General features: G+C 72.5%; 17 protein-coding genes. 5 read left to right on the plus strand and 12 right to left on the minus strand.

Translation table 11 applies throughout. The features are described 5' to 3' along the window. Nucleotides 1–227: 227 nt before the first annotated feature. Nucleotides 228–776, minus strand: coding sequence for a helix-turn-helix domain-containing protein (locus CFP66_RS43855; RefSeq protein ID WP_094931312.1), 549 nt, complete (start codon nt 774–776; stop codon nt 228–230). 62 nt (nt 777–838) lie between these two features. Here CFP66_RS43855 and CFP66_RS43860 point away from each other — a divergent pair, with 62 nt between their 5' ends. The 3 genes from CFP66_RS43860 (at nt 839) to CFP66_RS43865 (ending at nt 3417) form a co-directional block, all read left to right on the plus strand. Further along, on the plus strand, nt 839–2194 hold the full coding sequence (locus CFP66_RS43860) for an erythromycin esterase family protein (protein WP_094931313.1): 1356 nt from the start codon (nt 839–841) through the stop codon (nt 2192–2194). Between the two features lie 22 nt (nt 2195–2216). Then, nucleotides 2217–2384: a hypothetical protein gene (locus CFP66_RS48335; RefSeq protein ID WP_158228449.1), complete on the plus strand. Its 168-nt coding sequence runs from the start codon at nt 2217–2219 to the stop codon at nt 2382–2384. 148 nt (nt 2385–2532) lie between these two features. Further along, nucleotides 2533–3417, plus strand: coding sequence for a helix-turn-helix domain-containing protein (locus CFP66_RS43865; protein WP_094931314.1), 885 nt, complete (start codon nt 2533–2535; stop codon nt 3415–3417). Between the two features lie 7 nt (nt 3418–3424). Here the strand turns inward: CFP66_RS43865 and CFP66_RS43870 are convergent, their stop codons facing one another. The 4 genes from CFP66_RS43870 to CFP66_RS43885 all read right to left on the minus strand — a co-directional run bounded on the left by CFP66_RS43870 (nt 3425) and on the right by CFP66_RS43885 (nt 7059). Continuing rightward, nucleotides 3425–4345 carry a ferritin-like domain-containing protein gene (locus CFP66_RS43870; RefSeq protein WP_233160229.1) on the minus strand — a complete coding sequence of 307 codons (921 nt, stop codon included), beginning with the start codon at nt 4343–4345 and terminating at the stop codon, nt 3425–3427. Between the two features lie 131 nt (nt 4346–4476). Then, nucleotides 4477–5424: a DMT family transporter gene (locus tag CFP66_RS43875; protein WP_233160230.1), complete on the minus strand. Its 948-nt coding sequence runs from the start codon at nt 5422–5424 to the stop codon at nt 4477–4479. Nucleotides 5425–5533: 109 nt separating this feature from the next. Then, a complete protein-coding gene (locus tag CFP66_RS43880) occupies nt 5534–6025 on the minus strand; it encodes an Lrp/AsnC family transcriptional regulator (RefSeq protein WP_094931317.1) in 492 nt (163 codons plus the stop codon). A 95-nt stretch (nt 6026–6120) separates the two neighbouring features. Continuing rightward, the gene (locus CFP66_RS43885; RefSeq protein WP_094931318.1) at nt 6121–7059 is read right to left on the minus strand and encodes a DMT family transporter; all 939 of its coding nucleotides are present in this window, start codon (nt 7057–7059) and stop codon (nt 6121–6123) included. A gap of 81 nt (nt 7060–7140) precedes the next feature. Between CFP66_RS43885 and CFP66_RS43890 the strand changes: the two genes are divergently transcribed. After that, on the plus strand, nt 7141–8091 hold the full coding sequence (locus CFP66_RS43890; protein ID WP_094931319.1) for a LysR family transcriptional regulator: 951 nt from the start codon (nt 7141–7143) through the stop codon (nt 8089–8091). Between the two features lie 395 nt (nt 8092–8486). Here the strand turns inward: CFP66_RS43890 and CFP66_RS43895 are convergent, their stop codons facing one another. From CFP66_RS43895 to CFP66_RS43920, 6 genes are read right to left on the minus strand one after another with little or no spacing between them, the layout of a single operon-like run. Continuing rightward, nucleotides 8487–9446, minus strand: coding sequence for an aldo/keto reductase (locus CFP66_RS43895; protein ID WP_094931320.1), 960 nt, complete (start codon nt 9444–9446; stop codon nt 8487–8489). After that, the gene (locus tag CFP66_RS43900; RefSeq protein WP_094931321.1) at nt 9443–10633 is read right to left on the minus strand and encodes a mandelate racemase/muconate lactonizing enzyme family protein; all 1191 of its coding nucleotides are present in this window, start codon (nt 10631–10633) and stop codon (nt 9443–9445) included. Before CFP66_RS43900 ends, CFP66_RS43895 begins: the two co-directional genes overlap by 4 nt. Nucleotides 10634–10643: 10 nt before the next feature. Continuing rightward, a complete protein-coding gene (locus CFP66_RS43905) occupies nt 10644–12560 on the minus strand; it encodes a cellulase family glycosylhydrolase (RefSeq protein WP_233160231.1) in 1917 nt (638 codons plus the stop codon). Between the two features lie 38 nt (nt 12561–12598). Next, nucleotides 12599–13435 (minus strand): carbohydrate ABC transporter permease, encoded by an 837-nt coding sequence (locus tag CFP66_RS43910; protein WP_198962097.1) that lies wholly within the window; start codon nt 13433–13435, stop codon nt 12599–12601. Beyond that, the gene (locus tag CFP66_RS43915) at nt 13432–14334 is read right to left on the minus strand and encodes a carbohydrate ABC transporter permease (protein WP_158228450.1); all 903 of its coding nucleotides are present in this window, start codon (nt 14332–14334) and stop codon (nt 13432–13434) included. The genes CFP66_RS43910 and CFP66_RS43915 overlap by 4 nt, the downstream gene beginning before the upstream one ends. A gap of 11 nt (nt 14335–14345) precedes the next feature. Further along, complete coding sequence (locus tag CFP66_RS43920) at nt 14346–15527, minus strand: ABC transporter substrate-binding protein (protein WP_158228451.1); 1182 nt, start codon at nt 15525–15527, stop codon at nt 14346–14348. A 290-nt stretch (nt 15528–15817) separates the two neighbouring features. Here CFP66_RS43920 and CFP66_RS43925 point away from each other — a divergent pair, with 290 nt between their 5' ends. Continuing rightward, nucleotides 15818–16759 carry a Gfo/Idh/MocA family protein gene (locus CFP66_RS43925; protein WP_094931325.1) on the plus strand — a complete coding sequence of 314 codons (942 nt, stop codon included), beginning with the start codon at nt 15818–15820 and terminating at the stop codon, nt 16757–16759. 6 nt (nt 16760–16765) lie between these two features. On the opposite strand, the gene CFP66_RS43930 is transcribed toward CFP66_RS43925, so the two are convergent. Then, the gene (locus CFP66_RS43930) at nt 16766–17815 is read right to left on the minus strand and encodes a LacI family DNA-binding transcriptional regulator (RefSeq protein WP_094931326.1); all 1050 of its coding nucleotides are present in this window, start codon (nt 17813–17815) and stop codon (nt 16766–16768) included. Nucleotides 17816–17976 lie beyond the last annotated feature (161 nt).

A 17976-nucleotide genomic window follows, 5' to 3' on the forward strand; every position in this document is an offset into this window, starting at 1 on the left:
GGACGACGATCGCGCGAGATGCGCCCGGGAACCGCAGTACCGGCTCCTCCTGCGGGCCCACCGCCCGTCCGAGGTGTTCCGCGAGACCAGCACCCAGGTGCAACGGCCGTCGCCGGCGCAGCTGGACGAAGTACCCCCGCCCCGGAGTTCCGAGCAGTAGCGCCACCTGCGGCCACGGCGCGGGACGGCACCGCGTCGCCGAGCTGATCACGAGCCCGGCCGGAGCATCAGGACGACTGCGCATCGGGCGGCTCGACGGTCGGGAAGAAGATCGCACTGACCAGGTGCGGGCTGCGCCCCGGCGCGGGGCCGTTGCCGGCCAGCGACGTGAGGAGGTCGCGCAGCACGCCGATCATCTCGTCGCGCTCGGCGGGGCTGAGCCAGACCACGCCCTGCCGGTACCCCACCGAGTCGGCGGCCGGATCGGCGCCGTCCCGGTCGAGGTAGGCGTTGAACTCGGCGAGCAGCGCGGCCGTCGCGGCGGCGAACCCGCGGCGGTGGTCGTCGGTGGACATCGACGCGGCCGCATCGGTGTCGATCGCCGCCCGGCCGCGGCGGAGCCGGTAGTGGCGCTCGACGGCACCGTGGACGCGCTGCTCGTCTACGACCTCCAGCACGCCACCCTCCACCAGCAGCGCGACGTGCCGGTACACCGTCGTGCGGGGCACGTCTGCCAGGCGGGCGCAGAGCTCGGACGTGGTGCGCGCTCGTGACCCCGACATGACGTGCACGACGCGCAGCCGGACCGGGTGCAGGAGCAGGTCGAGGGTATCCACGTCGCGATGATCCCACTACTGGTACCGTTCCCAAAGTTGGGATTGCGAGCGGAGGAGAAGCGATGGCGACCACGACACCGCCGCCGGCGCGCCTGAGTGGCGATGCGGTGCGCCCGCTCGCGACGCTGGACCCGGCGGCACCCACCGACGACCTCGCCTGGCTCGACGACGCGATCGGCGACGCGCGGGTGGTGGCGATCGGCGAGAGCGCGCACTTCAACCGCGAGTTCGCCCTCCTGCGCCACCGCGTGCTGCGGCACCTGGTCGAGCGGCACGGGTTCAGCGCGTACGCGATGGAGTCCGGGTTCGTCGAGGGGTGGCAGACCGACGCCTGGGTCCGCGGCGGGGCGGACGGCGACCGGCTCGACGACGCACTGGCGAACGGCATCACGTCGCTGATGGGCCTGAACAGGCAGATGCGCGCACACCTCGAATGGATGCGGCAGCACAACCGCACCGGCCGCCCGGTCGGCTTCTACGGCATCGACGTACCCGGCTCGACCGTCTCCCCGCTGCCCGGCCTCGACGCCGTGCGCGCGCACTTCGCCGTTGCCGACCCCGGGTTCGTCCTCGACCCGGCCCTCCGCGACACCGCCGCTGCCTACGCCGGGCCCTCCACGTTCGCCGCAGGCGCGGCCGTCGCCGCCTACCGGGCGCTCGCCCCCGAGCGCCGCGACGCCCTCACCTCGGGCCTCGCCGACCTGGCCGCCCGCATGCGGGCCCACCGCTTCGACCACCTGCAGCGCACCACGGTGGAGGAGTACGAGCGCGCGTTGCACAGCCTGCACCTCACCGTCGGCCTGGACGCGATGCACCGCGAACTGGCGCGCGGCAGCGTCGACGGCACGATGTCGAGCATCCGCGACGCCGCGATCGCGGACACCGTCGAGTGGATCCTGCGCCGCGAGGGCCGGCTCGTCGTCGCGGCCCACAACGGCCACGTCCAACGCCATCCCGTCGCCGTGCCCGGCATGCTGCCGACGGCCACGACGATGGGCATGCACCTCGCCGAGCGGCTGGGCGAGGACTACCTGGTGATCGGCACGACCTCGGGCACCGGCGAGACCCTGAACATCGGCGGCGACTTCTACACAGGCCGGTTCTTCACCGACCTGGATCCGCCCGGTGCCGGCACCCTCGACGCGCTCATGGCCGCGAGCCACGACGGGCCGTTCGCGGTCGACCTGCGGCGGCTCTCGCCTGCCGACGCAGGCGCCGTCGCGGCCGCCCCCCGGCACCGCATGGGAGCGCTCGACGGCGACGTGCGCCCCCTCGACGCCTTCGACCTCGTCGTCCACCTCCCGCACGTCACCGCTGCGGACCCCGATCCCGCGGCCCTCGCGCACGCGCCGGCCGACGTCCAGGCGGCGTTCGCCCGGTGGATGTCGAGCGGGGTGCATCCACCGCAGCCTGCGTGACGGGCGAGAGCGGTGCCGGACGATGATCACCGACGTCACCGACGAGGACGCGGGCGTCGCGTCCGGCGTCCAGAGGTGCGTCGACCGGCTCGGCGGGGCGACCGGCCTCGCGCTGCTGGTCGGAATCGCCTTCGCCGCCTCCGGGGAGCCGGGCGCGGCGGCGCAGGTGGGGGCCCGCCGCGATGCGTGATCAGCCGACGGCTTGCGCCGAACCGATGTGCGACGCGCGCCGAACACCCGGCTGAACGTCGACGCACCCACTGTGGAGGACCCGGCCACGATGCGACCCACACCTGGAGCCACGCTCCTGCTCCCCCGCGCCGCCTGAGCGGCTCGCGATGCGCCTCACGCCCGCCCTGGTGCTGGACGCGGACGACGCCGCCGCCCTCGAGTCCTGGGTCCGGGACGGCCCGTCGCCGCGCGCGCTGCGGGCCCGGATCGTCCTGCTGTCACGCGACGGGCTGGGTGCCACCGCGATCTCCGACGTGCTGGGCTGCTCACGCCAGACCGTGGTCAGCTGGCGCGCCCGCTTCCGGGCGGAGGGACTGCCCGGGCTCGCGGACGCACCCCGCTCCGGCCGGCCCGCCACCGTGGACGCCCACGCCGTCGTCGCCCGCACCCTGGCGCCTGCGCCGCCGGGCGCGAGTCGCTGGTCGACCCGGCTGGTGGCGGCGCAGCTGGGCATCAGCAACGCCGCGGTGGCGAAGGTCTGGCGGACCTGGGGGCTCGTCCCCGGCGCGGACGGCACGCTGTGGCTGGCCGCGCAGCCCTACCTCGATGCGGACGTCGACCGCGTGGAGGGCCTGTACGCCGGCCCGTCGCTGCGGCTGCTCGTGCTGCGCGCAGGCGAACCCGGCGCCGCCGGGCAGGTCGCGCGCTGGACGGACCTCGGCGCGCGACTGGCCGCGACCGGCCTCGACCCGGCTCTCGATCCCGCCGCGCCGGCGGACTTCCTGACCCGGCTCGGCGGCTGCCGCGCCGCACGTCGCGTGCTCTGCGCCGGCACCGTGCCGCCCGAGGTCGCCGCGTGGGCGCGGGCGCACGGCGCCACCCTCCACCGCGCGCCGTGCACCGCGTCGTGGTCACGGCTCGCGCACCTCGCGTGCGTCCGTGCGGCGATGTCCCGGGACGGGGAGTCGTCGGTGGCGGGGTTGAGCACCTTCCTGGATGCCGGTTCCCGGCATCCGGTGTCCTGGGTGGCGGGGCCACCCAGGACGGGGTGACGCCGGATCAGCCGTTGTCGTCGCTGGTGTTGACCTCGCCGTTGACGCCCGCGGGGAAGAACCCGCCCTCGCTCACGGCCGACGGGTTCAGGTAGGCGATGTTGAGGACCTGGCCGGGGGTGCGCGAGAACGCGATCCCGTTGTCGTCGGCCGGCACGATGTTCGCCGTGCCGCTCGTGACGATCCCCTGGTCCAGATCGGAACTGCCGTCGAGGGAATCGCGCGCGTCGGAAATCTTGCCGGCCGGGTCCTCGAGCCCCTTCGAGAGAAGGACGGTGCGGACGAGTCCGGCGTGATAGGCCTCGACGGCGAGGATCCCCGCCGCGGCTTCGAGGAAGGTCTTGTTCGACACCAGGGGGGATGCACCCTTGTACGCGGTGACGCCCACGTCCTCGAAGATGAACGCACCGAGCAGGAAGCTGTTCTCGTCGGCGAAGGGGTCGAATCGCTCCCCGTTCTTGATGACGCCGGCGGCGAGCGCGGCCGCGGTGAAGGCATCGTCGAGGTCGATCTCCGGACGGGCGACCTTCGCGTCGCCCAGCGCGCTGCGCAGGAAGTCGACGTGCGCGCGCTCGTCGTCCGCGATCTCCTCGGCGTACTGCTTCGCGAGCTTGCTCTCGAACCGCACCTTGCGACCGCCCCGGACCCCACCGAGCTCACCTGCGCCGTCGACCTGCGAGTCCTTCAGCCCGTCGCCGGTGACGGCCCGGAGGTAGAACTCGGCCTCCAGGTACTCGAGGTTGAGCGCGAAGTTCAGTACGGCCGCGTCGCTCGGACCGCTCTGCTCGTCGTCGCCGCCGCCGGCGAACGCGGTGCCCGCCCCCACGACGCTGATCCCGGCGACACCCGCGCCCGTCAGGCCTGCCGCCCGCAGGAAACGGCGCCGGTCGAGCCCGTTCTCCGCACTGCGACCGATTGCGTCATTCACGAACGACCTGGTGAAACCCTCGAACACTCGAGTCTCCTCACACGGGAAATGCACGATGGCGCTGCGGCGGTGGCCGCGCAGCGATCCCTGTAAGGAAGAACGATCGAGGAACGCGGGTGGTGTCCGTCCGATCAGGCGACATGAGAATTTGATTCACAACGTCCAACGACTTCGTTCCGGATCGAGGAGGTGTCGGCGCCGTTCCGTACGCGCGGCCACGAGACGACCACGAGCCCGCCGAGCAGCAGGACCGCGCCGGCGGTGACCGGCGCCGACAGGCGTTCGCCGAGCAGCAGCACGGCGAGCGCGGCGGCGACCAGCGGCTCGACGAGGGACAGCGTGCCCGCGGTCGCGGCGCTGACGCGACGCAGCCCGGTGACGAAGAACCAGTACGCGGCGGCTGCGGTGACCGGCCCGAGCCAGACCACCAGGGCCAACCCCCGCGGTGTCGTGAGCGCGGGGAGGGCGGCGAGGGTCCAGGGCGCCAGTACCGCGCCGCCGACCAGGAGCGTCACCGCGACCGCCGCGGGCATCGGGACGCCGTGCTGGATGAGCCGCTTGGCCGAGACGGTGTAGACGCCGAAACAGGCACCTGCCAGCACCCCGAGCGCGGCACCGCCGAGGTCGACCCGCACGCCCTCGGCCGGGGCGACCACCAGGACGCACCCGATCACCGCGCAGCCGGTGCCCGCCACCCAGCGCCGCGTCAACCGGGTGCCGGTGGCGGCGCGTTCACAGATCCCCGTGGCGACGGGGGCGACACCGAAGGTGAGCGCCGTCGCCACGGCGGCGCCCGTGGTCGCCACCGATGTCATGAACGCCGCCTGGAACGTGGCGGTGGCGGCCGACGCCGCGAGCACCGCGGGCCAGGCGCGTCCGGTCAGCAGCCGGAAGGACCCCGCGTCGGTCGCGAGCACGACGGCGGCCAGCACGAGCCCGCCGACCAGGATCCGGGCACCGCCGAGCGCGGCCGGCCCCGCCGCGGCGCCGGCGAGCAGCTGCGCAGGCCCGACCGTTCCCCACAGGACCCCTGCCAGCAGGACGAGCGGTACGCCGAACCGGTTCTTCTGTCGCTCCACGCCGCCGAGCATGCGCAGAACGGCGGCAGCAGCGCCGGCTGATCGAACGTCCTTCGGTCACCGCCGGCTCGACCGTCACCGGTTCGACCGGCGAGGGCGAGCGCGCCGGTCAGCCGGAGCTCGTTCGGCGAGCGTGCCGCGTGTCGTCCAGAAGTTCGGACTGCTCCACCGGCTGCACGTAGTCGAAGACCACGGTGGTGCGGACGTCCACGAACTCCTTGCGGCGCGCCAGCCGGTCCAGGACGAAGTCGCGCAGGTACTGGGTGCTGGGCACCGCGACGTGCACGAGCACGTCCTCGTTGCCGGTCACGACGAACACGCCCAGCGTCTCGGGCAGGGCCGCCATGCTGTCGCGGACGTTCTCGATGGCCTCCCGGGACTGCGGGCGGATCCGGATCGAGATCAGGGCCTGCACGCTGCGGTTCAACGCCGTGGGATCGACGGCCGCGTGGAACCCCGTGATCACCCCGCGGGCCCGCAGCGCCCGGGTGCGCTCCAGCGCCGTGGACGGGGCCACGCCCACCGCCTCGGCCAGCTCCCGGTTCGTCTGGCGGCCGTCGCGCTGCAAGCGCCGCAGGATGGCCTGGTCCACCGCGTCCACGTCGTCCCCTCCCGCTGCACGAGCCGAACGTCCTTCGCGTCATGCTCGGCAGAAGGCGCTGCCGGCCGACGTTCGTTCGAATCATGCCAGTGCGGTCAGGCGGTGGTCACCGGCTGGGCCGGCTCCTGCCCGGATGCCGCGACAGGGCGCTGCGGACGGGTGGCGACGACCACCCCCGCCAGGCAGAGCGCCCCACCGGCGAGCGCGAGCGGCGCCGGGATCTCCCCGAGCAGCGCCCAGGACAGCAGCACGACGATCGGCGGCACGGCGTAGGTGGCGGCGGCGAGACGGCCCGCGGTCGTCCGGGAAAGGGCGTAGCCCCAGGTCAGGAAGGCGACGGCGGTCGGGAAGACGCCGAGGTAGACGATCCCGCCGGTCGCCGCGGCGGACGCCGTCGCCAGCTCGGTGAGCAGCGCGGGCAGGTAGGGCAGCAGCGCGACCGTCCCCGAGACCGCGCCGATCCAGGTGAGGGTCAGGGCGTCGAGCCGGGCCAGCAGCCGCTTCTGCACGACGGCGGCGCCGGCGTAGAGCAACGCGGCGAGCAGCCCGAGCAGGACTCCGGCGACGTCCGCACCCCCGGCCGACGTGGTGGCCGCGATGAGCACGACCCCGGCGAACGCGATCGCCATGCCGGCCAGCAACCGCGCCGGGAAGCCCTCCCCGAGCAGCAATCCGGCCAGCACCGCGACGACCACCGGGGCGACGTTCACCAGCAGCGCGGCGGTGCCGGCGTCGAGCTGTCGCTCGGCGGCGTTGAGCGCCAGGTTGTAGAGCCCGAACCAGGCGATGCCCCAGAGCGCGATCGCACCGAGCAACCGCCCGCGCGGGAGTGCCACCGGCGCGGCACGGGTGCGGGTTCGCACCACCAGCACGATCGCGGTGAGCGTGAGCGACCCGACGAGCATCCGGCCCAGCGCCAGCGCCCCGGGTGACAGCTCGTGGCCGACGGCCCGGATGCCGACGAACGCCGAGGCCCAGAGGACCACGGTGGTCGCCGCGGCGGCGAGGGGGAGGAACTGCCGGGAGAGCGTCATGACCCCAGCCTGCGACGGTCGATGGTTCAGCACCAGCGACTGTTCCTACAGTTCGATTCAGTATCGCTGTAGTGTCGAGGCGTGCTCGACACCCACCGCCTGCGCATCTTCCGCTCCGTCGTCGCCAGCGGATCGGTGCAGGCCGCCGCCGCGAACCTGGGCTACACCCCCTCCGCGGTGAGCCAGCACGTCACCGCCTTGGCGCGGGAGACCGGGCTCGCCCTGTTCGAACGAGCTGGTCGCGGCCTGCGGGTCACAGCCGCCGGGCTGCGGCTGGCCGAGCAGGCCGACGGGATCCTCGACCGGCTCGGTGAGGCCGAGGCCGTGATCGCAGACCTGAAGGCGGGCCGCACCGGCGCGCTGTCGCTGTCCTACTTCGCCTCGGTCGGCGCGGCCTGGCTCCCCCGGATCGTCCGGCGGCTGACCGGCGAGTTCCCCGGCGTCCGGCTCGACCTCGCCCTGCGCGAATGGCTGCCCGACGACGCGGCTGCTCGCTCCGACGTGCAGATCGCCGTGGAGCGCCCGGACTTCGCGGCCTGGCCCGGTTTCACCGCGCACCACCTGCTCGACGACCCGTACGTCGCCGTGCTGCCGGAAGGCCACCCGCTCGCCGACCGGGACGAGATCGAGCTGGCCGAGCTCGCCACGGAGCGCTGGGTGGACAACGACTTCGCGCGCGGCTGGTGCCGGCGCAACCTGGTCGAGGCGTGCACCGCGGCGGGGTTCCGGCCTCCGTTCCACGTCGAGGCGCACGACTACCCCACCGCCCTCGCGTTCGTCGCCGCCGGCATCGGCATCACCGTGCTGCCCGAGCTCGGCGCCGCCCACCCCCCGGCCGGGACGCGCGCGGTGCCCGTCGTCTCACCGGTGCCGGTCCGCTCGATCCTGGCCGTCGTCCGCGACGCCGTCGCCCACACGCCGCCGGTGCGCGGGGCGTGCGAGGAGCTGCGGGCGATCGCCGGCGAGACCGCCGCCCGACCGCTGCCGGGACGGACCTCGTCAGGCTCCCTGCTGACCGCCGGACGAAGCTAGGCGGTGGCCGTCGGGGGGCACCGGTTCATTCAGCGGCCGTCCGCCCACACCCTTCTCGGCCGATGCATCCCTTCTCCCCTCACCCGACCCGTCGATGGGGTGTACGGCTGTGAGGCAGTGGTCGCGAGCCGGGAACGGCCCGCCCACAGAAGATCCCACGACGACGTAGACGTGATGGGGGTTGGATCTTCCCTCAAGCCCCATACGTCTATCTGATCATGGAACGGGCGGTCTTGATCAGCAGAAATGGTGTGAGGGCGACAGATTTGACGCCCTCACACCACTCCTGGCGATCATGACGCTGAGCCGGCGCGCGAGAAGTACAAGAGCGCGCTCGCGAGGGTCCTGGCGTGCGACTCGCACTGCGTCGGGCGATCAACGCGCCGGTCAACCCACTAGCTGACCTGTTGATCGGGGCTCAGGCGTGCGGCGACCTCGTCGATGTCGCTCCACAACTGCTCGGGGACCTCGCACGTGGCCAGCTCCACGCTCTCCGCGACGCGTTCCGGGCGGGACACCCCGAGCACCGTCGTGGCGATCCGCGGATCCCTCGTCGAGAACTGCACCGCCGCCGCGGCGAGGGGGACGCCGTAGCCGGCGCAGAGCTGCTCGACCGCGTGCACGGCCGCGAGCAGCGCGGGTGAGCACTCCCGGTAGGCGTAGCGGGTGGTGTGCCGCGTGCCCGCGGCGAGGATGCCGCCACCGAACACGGCGGCGTTGACGACGCCCATCCCGCGGGCTGCGGCCTCGTCCAGCAGCGGGTCGGCGGCGCGGTTCACCAGGGTCCAGCGGTTGTGCGTGAGCACGGCGTCGAACGCGCCGGTGGCGACGAACCGGCGCAGGAGGTCCACCGGTCCGCCCGCCACCCCGATGGAACCCGCCACGCCCTCGTCGCGCAGCTGCACGAGGACCTCCACGGGCCCGCCGGGCGCCATCGCCTCGTCGAACGTGATGTGTTCCGGGTCGTGCAGGTGCAGCAGCGGCACCCGGTCGACGCCCAGCCGGGCCAGGCTGGCCTCGATCGAGCGTCGCACCTGGTCGCCGGAGAACTCGCCGGTGTCGAGGTCCCGGTCCACCTTCGTGGACAGCACGTAGCCCTCGGGGATGCCCCCGATCTGCCGCAACGCCTCCCCGATCCGCCGCTCGGACTCGCCGCCGCTGTAGGAGTTGGAGGTGTCGAGCGCGTTGACCGGTCCGGTCAGGGCGGCCACGGCAGTGGCGACCCCCCGGTCCGCGGACACCTCGTACCCCAAGTTGCCCGGCATCGACCCGAGTGGCCCGCCGCCGATCGTCAGCGGGGTGATCTGCAGGCCGGTGCCCCCGAGGGGGCGGCGGGGCATGGTCGTGCCGGTCATGCGAAGAACCCTTCGTCGCCGGGGTGCAGGTGGGCGGCCGCCGCCTCCCGGTCGAACTCGATGCCCAGGCCGGGCCGGTCCCACACCTCGATGGACCCGTCCACCACGATCCGTTCGGGCAGCCCGGTGACGATCGAGTACCACCAGTCCGGCTTGGCAACCGGGTACTCGAACGCGATGAAGTTGTCCGGCAACGTCGCGCACACCTGCACCAGCGCCGCCAGCCCGAACACCCCGTCCAGCACGCCGTGCGGCACGATCTGCACGCCGTGCAGGTCGGCGTACTCGGCCACCCACTTCAGCTCCGCGATCCCGCCCACGTCACACGGGTCCGGCCCGACCACCCGCACCGCCTGCGTGGAGATCAGATCCTTGAAGTTCTGCCGCAGGTAGATCTGCTCACCCGTGTGCGTCGGCGTGCTCGTGGCGACGGTGACCTCGCGGTACTGGTCGGCATGCACCCATGGGACGTAGTCGCCGGTGAGCAGGTCCTCGACCCACATGAGGTTGAGCGGCTCGAGCGCGCGCAGCAGGCGGATGGCATCGGGCACGGTGAAACCGGGCCCGGCATCCAGCGCCAGCCCGACCTCGTCGCCGAGCACCTCCTTCATCGCCTCCACGCACGCGACGGTGTGCTTGAGGCCCCGCTCGGTGAGCGGGCCGCGATTGGGATGGCGGGGCCCGGTGCGCAGCTCGCCGTAGGTGAAGTCGGCGGTGTTCTGCACCATGAACCCGTGGTAGGCCACCCCCTCCTTGATCAGGGTGAAACCCTCGGGGGCGGCCTTCATCTGCGCCATCGCCTCGGCGTAGTCCTCGGGCTGGTGGCCCTTCAGCTGCGGCCGCACCCCGCCGTTGTAGACCCGCACCCGGTCGCGCACCTTGCCGCCGAGCAGCTTGTACACCGGCAACCCCGCGGCCTTGCCCGCCACGTCCCACAACGCGATCTCGATCGCCGACACCGCACTGCCCCACGGCTTGAAACCCGCGAACCGGCGGATCTTGAGCAGGCAACGCTCCACATCGGTGGGATCCTCACCGACCAGGAAGTTCCGGTACATCTCCACCACGGGGCGCATGTAGGGCTTCGACGACTCGATCTCACCGAAGCCGTCGACCCCCTCGTCGGTCACGATCCGCACGATCGGGCTCTGCCCGATCACCGCGCACCTCAGATCGACGATCTTCATCGGGTCCTCCTCAGTTCTCGCCGGTCATCTGCAGCACCCGCACGCCGAACGGGTCCAGCGGGACGCGGCCCGGCTCGACCGGCTCCCCCGTGACGGCGTCGACCAGGCCGGCGGTGATCTCGACGTGCGCCGTGACCGCGTCCTCGTGCTGGCTGAGGACCCACAGGAAGCGGCGCCCGTCCGGGTGCACCAGCGCCTCGACGTGGACGAGCGGGTCCGCCACGCTCGCCGCCGTCCGCACGCCCGCTTCGGCGGCGAGCGCGCCGTAGATCCGGGTGGTGTCCTCGGGGTTCACGCCCGGCGTCATCGCGGCGAAGTGCTCCACCGGGTAGGTCCCCAGCACCATCCAGCCTTCCCCGACCCGGCGCCGCAGCAGCGCGGGCCTGCCCTGGGCGTCGGCCAGCAGCACCTCGGCGTCCGTCGGGCGGACCGGGAGGTAGGAGCGCGAGTTCTCGGTGCCTGCGGCGGTGAAGGTGAGCCGCTCGCCTGCGGCGAGGCCGCCGAACGCCCGCGCGACCGTGAGCTCGACCTCCCCCTCGACCGGCTCGACGAGCCCGTACCGCAACTGGTGCTCGACGCCGAAGATGCGGTTCATCTCCGCCCACCAGGGCCCGCGCTGCCAGCTGTGCTCGCCCGCGCAGTAGGAGACGTAGACCGTGGCCCCGCCCGCCGCCAGCTCCTCGAGCCGGGTCCACGTCGGCGCCAGGAGCGCCTTGGTGGACGGCACGAGGTACAGGCGGTGCCCCTCGGTGATCCCGTCCCGTTCCCGGACCAGGTCCAGCGGCAGGTCGGCGGCCCATGCGGCGATCCACGCCTGCCGCAGCGCCCGGAACACGAACGGGCCGTCCGCGGCGGGCGTCAGCGGGTGGCGCTGTGCGAGGTAGGACGACACCACCAGCGCCGCGTCGCTCGCCGGTCGACGCAGGGCGCCGACGTCGACCGCCTCGAGCACCCGGGAGAACTCCCGCACCTCCCGTAGCGCCGGCTTCGGGCGCCCGTCGGAGTCGGTGAGGCCGAAGTAGAGCTCGAAGGCGTGGTGGCGGTAGGGATCCTGGTCGGCGATGTGGCCGTAGTCGGTGTTGTTCCACGCCAGCCATCCGCGCGCGCCCGCGAGCAGCGAGGAGTGCAGCACCTGGCGGTAGTAGTGGGCCGCGTTGGCGTCCGACACGTACGCCGACGTCACGCCGAACTCCTCGAGCACGACCGGACGGCCGGCGAAGTCCAGCAGGTGGCAGATGAACGCGGCGGTGAGGAACTGGCGGCTCTGGTCGTCCTCCATGCGGTAGACGTGCGGGCCGAGGAAGTCCACCAGCGGCGCGATGTCGCGCACGTGGAAGCCGTTGTCCGCGCCGGTGACCTCGATCCCCCACGCCCCGTCGCCGAGCGACACCGGCTGCGTGGCGCCGCCCGCGCGCACGGCCGTGATCATGAGCTCCGCCCACGCGGACACGGCCTCACGGTCCTCCGGGCCCCCGCGGGTCTCCGGGCGCCCGTAGATCGGCATCTCGTTCGACACGAGCCAGCCGACGATCGCCTGGTGCGCACCGAGGCGTTCCACCATCTCGCGGACGAACCAGGACTGGCGCCCCACCATCCAGACGTCGGTGTAGAGATCGCGCCCGCCGCGCCAGGACGGGTCCCAGTTCTCGCCGGACATGTGGCCCACGAGGAACGTCGGGATGGTGCCGATCCCGCGTTCGGCGTGCTGGTCGAGGAACCGGGTGAACGCCGCGACCTTCGCCTCGTCGATCCGGCCGGGTTCGGGCATGAAGTCCGGCCAGAAGAAGAAGCTGCGCGTGGTGGTGAGGCCGTGCGCGACCAGCGTGTCCAGTTCCTCGGCCACCGTCTCGGCGTCGTAGTCGACCCACATCCGGGGCCCGCCCGCCCGGGACCAGTAGTTGACGCCCAGCCAAGGTGTGTCAGGCATGGTCATGGTTCTCCACTTCCAGGGCTCAGCTTTCCGGTTCAGCCCTTGACCGCACCGCTGGCCAGGCCGCGGACGAAGTACTTCTGCAGGGCGATGAAGACGATCACCACGGGAACCGTCAGCACCACCGACGCCGCCATCGTCGAGCCCCAGTCCACGCGGAACTCCGAGGCGAACTCCGTGAGCGCCACGGGCGCGGTCTGCGCGGACGCCGACGAGGTGAGCACCGAGGCGAGCACGAACTCGTGCCACGACTGCAGGAAGGCGTACATCCCCGCGGCCGCGATCCCCGGCGCCGCCACGGGCAGCGTCACGTAGGTGACCGCGTCCAGCCGCGACCCGCCGTCCATCATGGCGGCCTCTTCGAGCTCGATCGGGATCGCCGCGATCTGGTTGCGGATCATCCACGTGACCAGCGGCACCGTGATCACCAGATGGGCGATGGCCAGGCCCACCACGGAGTCCTGCAGCCGCATCGCGCCGATCATCTCGTACAGCGGAAGCAGCAGGACCGTGATCGGCACCATCTGGCCGAGCAGGATGAACAGCGCGATCGGGCGCGCCGAGCGGAACCGGAACCGGGCGAGGGCGTACCCCGCGCTCGTGCACAGGATGAGCGTCATCAGCGTGACGAACCCGGCGGCGAGGATCGAGTTGAGGAACGCGCGCGGCATCGAGGAGTTCGTGAACACCTCGACGTAGTTCTGCAGCGTCCAGCTGCCAGGGAACAGCGACGGCGGGATCGCGAAGATCTCGTCCCGCGGCTTCATCGAGGTGAACACCATGACCGCGATGGGGGCGAGCGTCCAGATCGCCATGGCCGCGACGCCCACCCAGGTCGCCGTGGCGAGCGCACCTCTGCGGTAGGACCTCATGCCGTCTCCTCCTCGCCCCGCATCGCGCGGACGTAGATCACCGCGAACACCATCGAGACGGCCAGCTGGATCACCGCGACCGCGGACACCATCGCGGCGTCGCCGTTCTGGAACGCCTGGTAGATCAGGATCGGCAGGATCGTCGACGAGCCGGCGGGCCCGCCGCCGGTGGCCACCCAGATGATCGTGAACGAGTTCAGCGCCCAGACCACCATGAGCAGCGCCGAGAGCCCGGTCGTCGGCCGGATCGCCGGCAGCACGATGTGCCGCAGGACCGCGAGCCCTCCCGCGCCGTCGATCCGGGCGGCCTCGATCCGCTCGTCGGGGATCGAGGTCAGCGCCGCCGACACCATCAGCATGATGAACGGCGCGGTGAACCAGACCTGCACGACGGCGAGCGCGTACAGCACGACGTTCGGGTCCGACAGCCAGCCGATCGGCTCGGAGAGCAGCCCCGCCTGCAGCAGCGTGTGGTTGACCAGCCCGTAGTCGATGGAGAAGTTCCACTTCCAGACCGTGGCCCCGACGACGTTGGGGATGATCCACGGGATCATGAACAGCCCGCGCCACAGGCCGGCCGCGCGCAGGTACCTCGAGTTCATGAGCAGCGCGGCGCCGTGGCCGAGCACGAGGGCTCCCACGACCGACACCACCGTCCAGACCAGGGTGTTGGCCAGGACCTGGACGAAGTCGGGCGAGTCGAACAGGCGCCCGAACGCCGCCACACCGTCGCCACTGATCGCCCGCTGGAGCACCGAGAGGATCGGGACGACCGTCAGCCCGGCCATCACCAGAACGGCGGGCAGCGCGAGACCGACGCCGGTCCGGCGCCGATTGCGCCGTGCCCGCTCGCTCGTCTGCGTGGGTCGCACCGGGGCTGCGCTGCCGGCCGATGTCATCTCGGCGCTCCTCATCGGACCGGTCCGAGCAGCCGGTCGGCCTCCGCCTGGATGGCGCGCGCGCCCTCGGCGGGGGTGCTCTCACCGAGCGCGACGGACTGGATCGTGCTGTAGACCGACGGGATCATCGAGACCCACGCCGGATCGTTCGGGGTGGGCACGGAGTGCTCGGTGAGCTGCTCGTAGTGCGCCTGGCGGTCCTCGTCGTGGAAGCGCTCGCCCGCGGCGGCGCTGACCCTCGCCGGGTAGGTCGACGTGAGCCGGGCCATGGCGTCGGGCCGGGAGAGGAAGGCGACGAGCCGTTTCGCGCCGTCGACGTTCTTCGCCTCGGCGGGGACGATGTAGCCCCAGCCGTCCGCGCCCTGCATGCCGGGGCCGTCCGGTCCGGGCGTCACGGCCGTTCCCACGTTCATGCCGGCCTCGCGCTCCAGCTCCACGTCGAACACGCCGCCGACGTACATGGCGACGCGTCCGTTGATGAACAGCTCGCGCACCTCGGTGTTGTTGACCTCGAGCGAGCTGCGCGACGCCCAGCCCTGCGCCACCGAGGACCCGACGATCTCCAGCGCGGCCTGCGAGGAGGCCACGTCCAGGTGCGGCACGCCGTCCTCGACCGTCGCCCCCGCCGACATCGCGAAGCCGAGGAAGCGGTTCACCAGGTCGTTGGGCGTACCGCTCATGGGCCAGGCCACGCCGGCCGCGTCACCGGTGGTGAGGGCCTGGGCATCGGCGATGAACTCGGGCCAGGTGGCAGGTGGCCCGTCGATGCCCGCCGCCGCGAAGAGGTCCTTGTTGTAGATCAAGGAGATGCAGTCCCAGCGGTAGGGGACGGCGTAGGTCGCAATGTCCGTGGTCACCGCGTCGAGTGCGCCGTTGATGAAGTCCTCGCGCGGCATGCCCGGGCCGTACAGGCCGGACAGGTCGGTGAGCTGGTCGGACCGGATGTAGGTGCGTGTCCGGGACACCAGGTCGGTGATGACGTCGGGGGTGTCGCCCGAGTCGAGGGCGACGGAGATCTTGTTCGCCATCGTGTCGACGGTCGTCTCCACGGTCTGCACCGTCAGGTCCGGGTTCTCCGCCTCGAACTCCGCCAGCAGTTCCTGCGCGATCTCGGTGTCCCAGTTGGGCAACCACCAGGTGACGGTCCGCGACGAGTCGCCGCCCGAGACCACCGCCACGGCGATGGTCGCCACGACTGCGACCACCAGAGCGGCGGACACGCCGATGAATGCCGCCGATCTCCCACGTATGGCCACGGCGCTCCTCCCGAGTAGACCTCGATGTCCTCGAAACCGGTTCGTGCTCCAGCGCGAGCGACGATCACGGCAGCGGACCATCGCTCCAGGCAGCGTGCGTTGGAGCCGATCTTCGCTACGTACTACCGTGATGTAAACCGGTTTCGTACGCTAACACGGGCACCGGCGGGCGCAACAGCACCACCGCGCCGGGCGGCATAGGCGTCACCGACGACGAGGAGCAGTTCATGACGTTGCGCACGGGGATCATCGGGAACGGCATCTGGGCCCGCGACACCCACGCACCGGTACTGGCGGCGCACACCGGGGTCGAGTTCGTGGGCGTGTGGGGGCGCAACCACACGACGTCCGAGGCCCTGGTGGCCCCGTACGGCGCGCGGGCGTTCCGCGCGATCGACGATCTCCTCGACGCCGTGGACGCCGTCGTGCTCGCCGTGCCACCGACGATCCAGCCCGAACTCGCGGTCCGGGCCGCGCAGGCCCGGACGCACCTGTTGATGGAGAAGCCGCTCGCCCTCGACCTCACCGGCGCGCGGCGGATCCGCGACGAAGCCGCCGCGCACGACGTGGCGGGCCTCGTCTTCCTCACCTCCCGCCACCGCCCGGAGCAGCGGGCGTGGATCGCGGCCGCACGAGCGCACGGCGGGTGGCACAGCGCGCACGCGAGCTGGCTCGCCGGCCTGTACGACCCCTCGGCGCCGCGGGACCTCAGCGACTGGCGCCAGGCCAAGGGCGCCCTCTGGGACGTCGGTCCGCACGCCCTCTCCGTGACGCTCGGTGTGCTCGGCCCGGTCCACGAGGTGAGTGCGACCCGCGGCGTCGGCGACACCGTCCACCTGGCGATGCGCCACGCGCCGGGCTCCGCGGTCGCGTCGGGTACGGCGCCGTCGAGCACCGTGACGCTGAGCCTGACCGCACCGGTGCAGCAGAGCCTGTTCACCGCGGTCGGGACGGCCGGGGTGCTGGCGATGCCCACGCCGCTGTCGACGCCGCGGGTGGCCGCGACCACCGCGATCACCGACCTCGCCGCCATGGCCGCGAGCGGGCAACGCCACCACGACGCCGACCTGGAGTTCGGGGTGGAGATCGTGGAGGTGCTCGCCGCGGCGGAGTCCTCGCTCGAGCTCGGCCGGCCCGTCGGGTGCGACGAGCTGCGCGCCACGGGCTGACCGCCCTCAGCCCACCGGCCCCGTCGACTCGCGCACCACCAGAACCGGGTCGGGAAGCGGCCCGGGAGCGGCGACGGGCACGCCGAGGAGCCCGAGCAGGCGTGCGGCGCACCGCTCGCCGAGCCCCTGGACGTCCTGCTGGATCGTCGTCAGCGCCGGGGTCGTCCAGCGGCTCAGGTGGATGTCGTCGTGCCCGATGACGGAGAGGTCCTCGGGCACCCGCAGGCCGCGGGCGTGCGCCGCGCGGCATCCCGCGATCGCCATCGGGTCGCTGTCGTAGAGGATCGCGGTGGGCGTCTCGCGCTGACCGAGCAGCTCGACGGTGGCGCGGTGACCCTCCTCGGCCGAGAAGTCGGTGCGCGCGATACCGAGCACCGACAGGCCGTTCGCCGCGACGGCACCGAGGAACGCCTGGGTGCGGTACTGGACGTGGGAGCGGTCCGGCGGGCCCGCCACATAGGCCACGCGCCGGTGCCCGAGCGCGGCCAGGTGGGCCACCGCATCGGCCACACCCCCTCCCGGGTCGGCGGCGCCCTCCCACGGGATGTCGGTCCGCGCCCACGGCCGGGACACGATCACCGCGGGCAGGTTCAGCTCGTCGACGACCTCGAACCGCTGGTCCATGATCCGCGACTCGACGAGGAAGACGCCGTCGATCCGCTGCGTCTGGGCGAGGGTGGCGTAGGCGTCCCGCTCCTGCGCGGGCGTGGTGTGCTCCGCGATCTGCAGCAGCAGCCAGTAGCTGTGCTCGGCGAGCGTGCGTTCGATCCCCGAGAGCAGCTCGCCGAAGTAGGGGTCGGAGGACAGGAGGTCCGGCGCGCGGTTGATGACGAACCCGACCGCGCCCGAGCCGCCGCTGGTGAGGGCCACCGCGCGCGCCGAGGGCCGCCATCCCAGGCTCTCGGCCGCCATGAGCACTCGACGCCGGGTCTCCGCCGACACCCCGCCGCGATTGTTGAAGGCTTTCGACACAGTGGCCTTCGAGACGCCGGCCAGCTGCGCGACCTGCGCGATCGTCGTCCGGCGTGCGGCCGGCACCCCCGTCGTTCTCGACATTCCCGTCCCTGGCCTGCGGGGTCGGGCCCCGCTCCGTCGTGTCGGCGTGGCTGAAGCTGCCAGACCCCGTCCATGATGCACGGTCCGGCACGTCCACCCTCCTCGCCGCGGCCGCACTCGGGTGAACGGAACACCAGCGCTGTTTGATCTTGCGCGGAGAA

It is taken from the genome of Pseudonocardia sp. MH-G8 (assembly GCF_002262885.1).
Taxonomy (GTDB): Bacteria; Actinomycetota; Actinomycetes; order Mycobacteriales; family Pseudonocardiaceae; genus Pseudonocardia.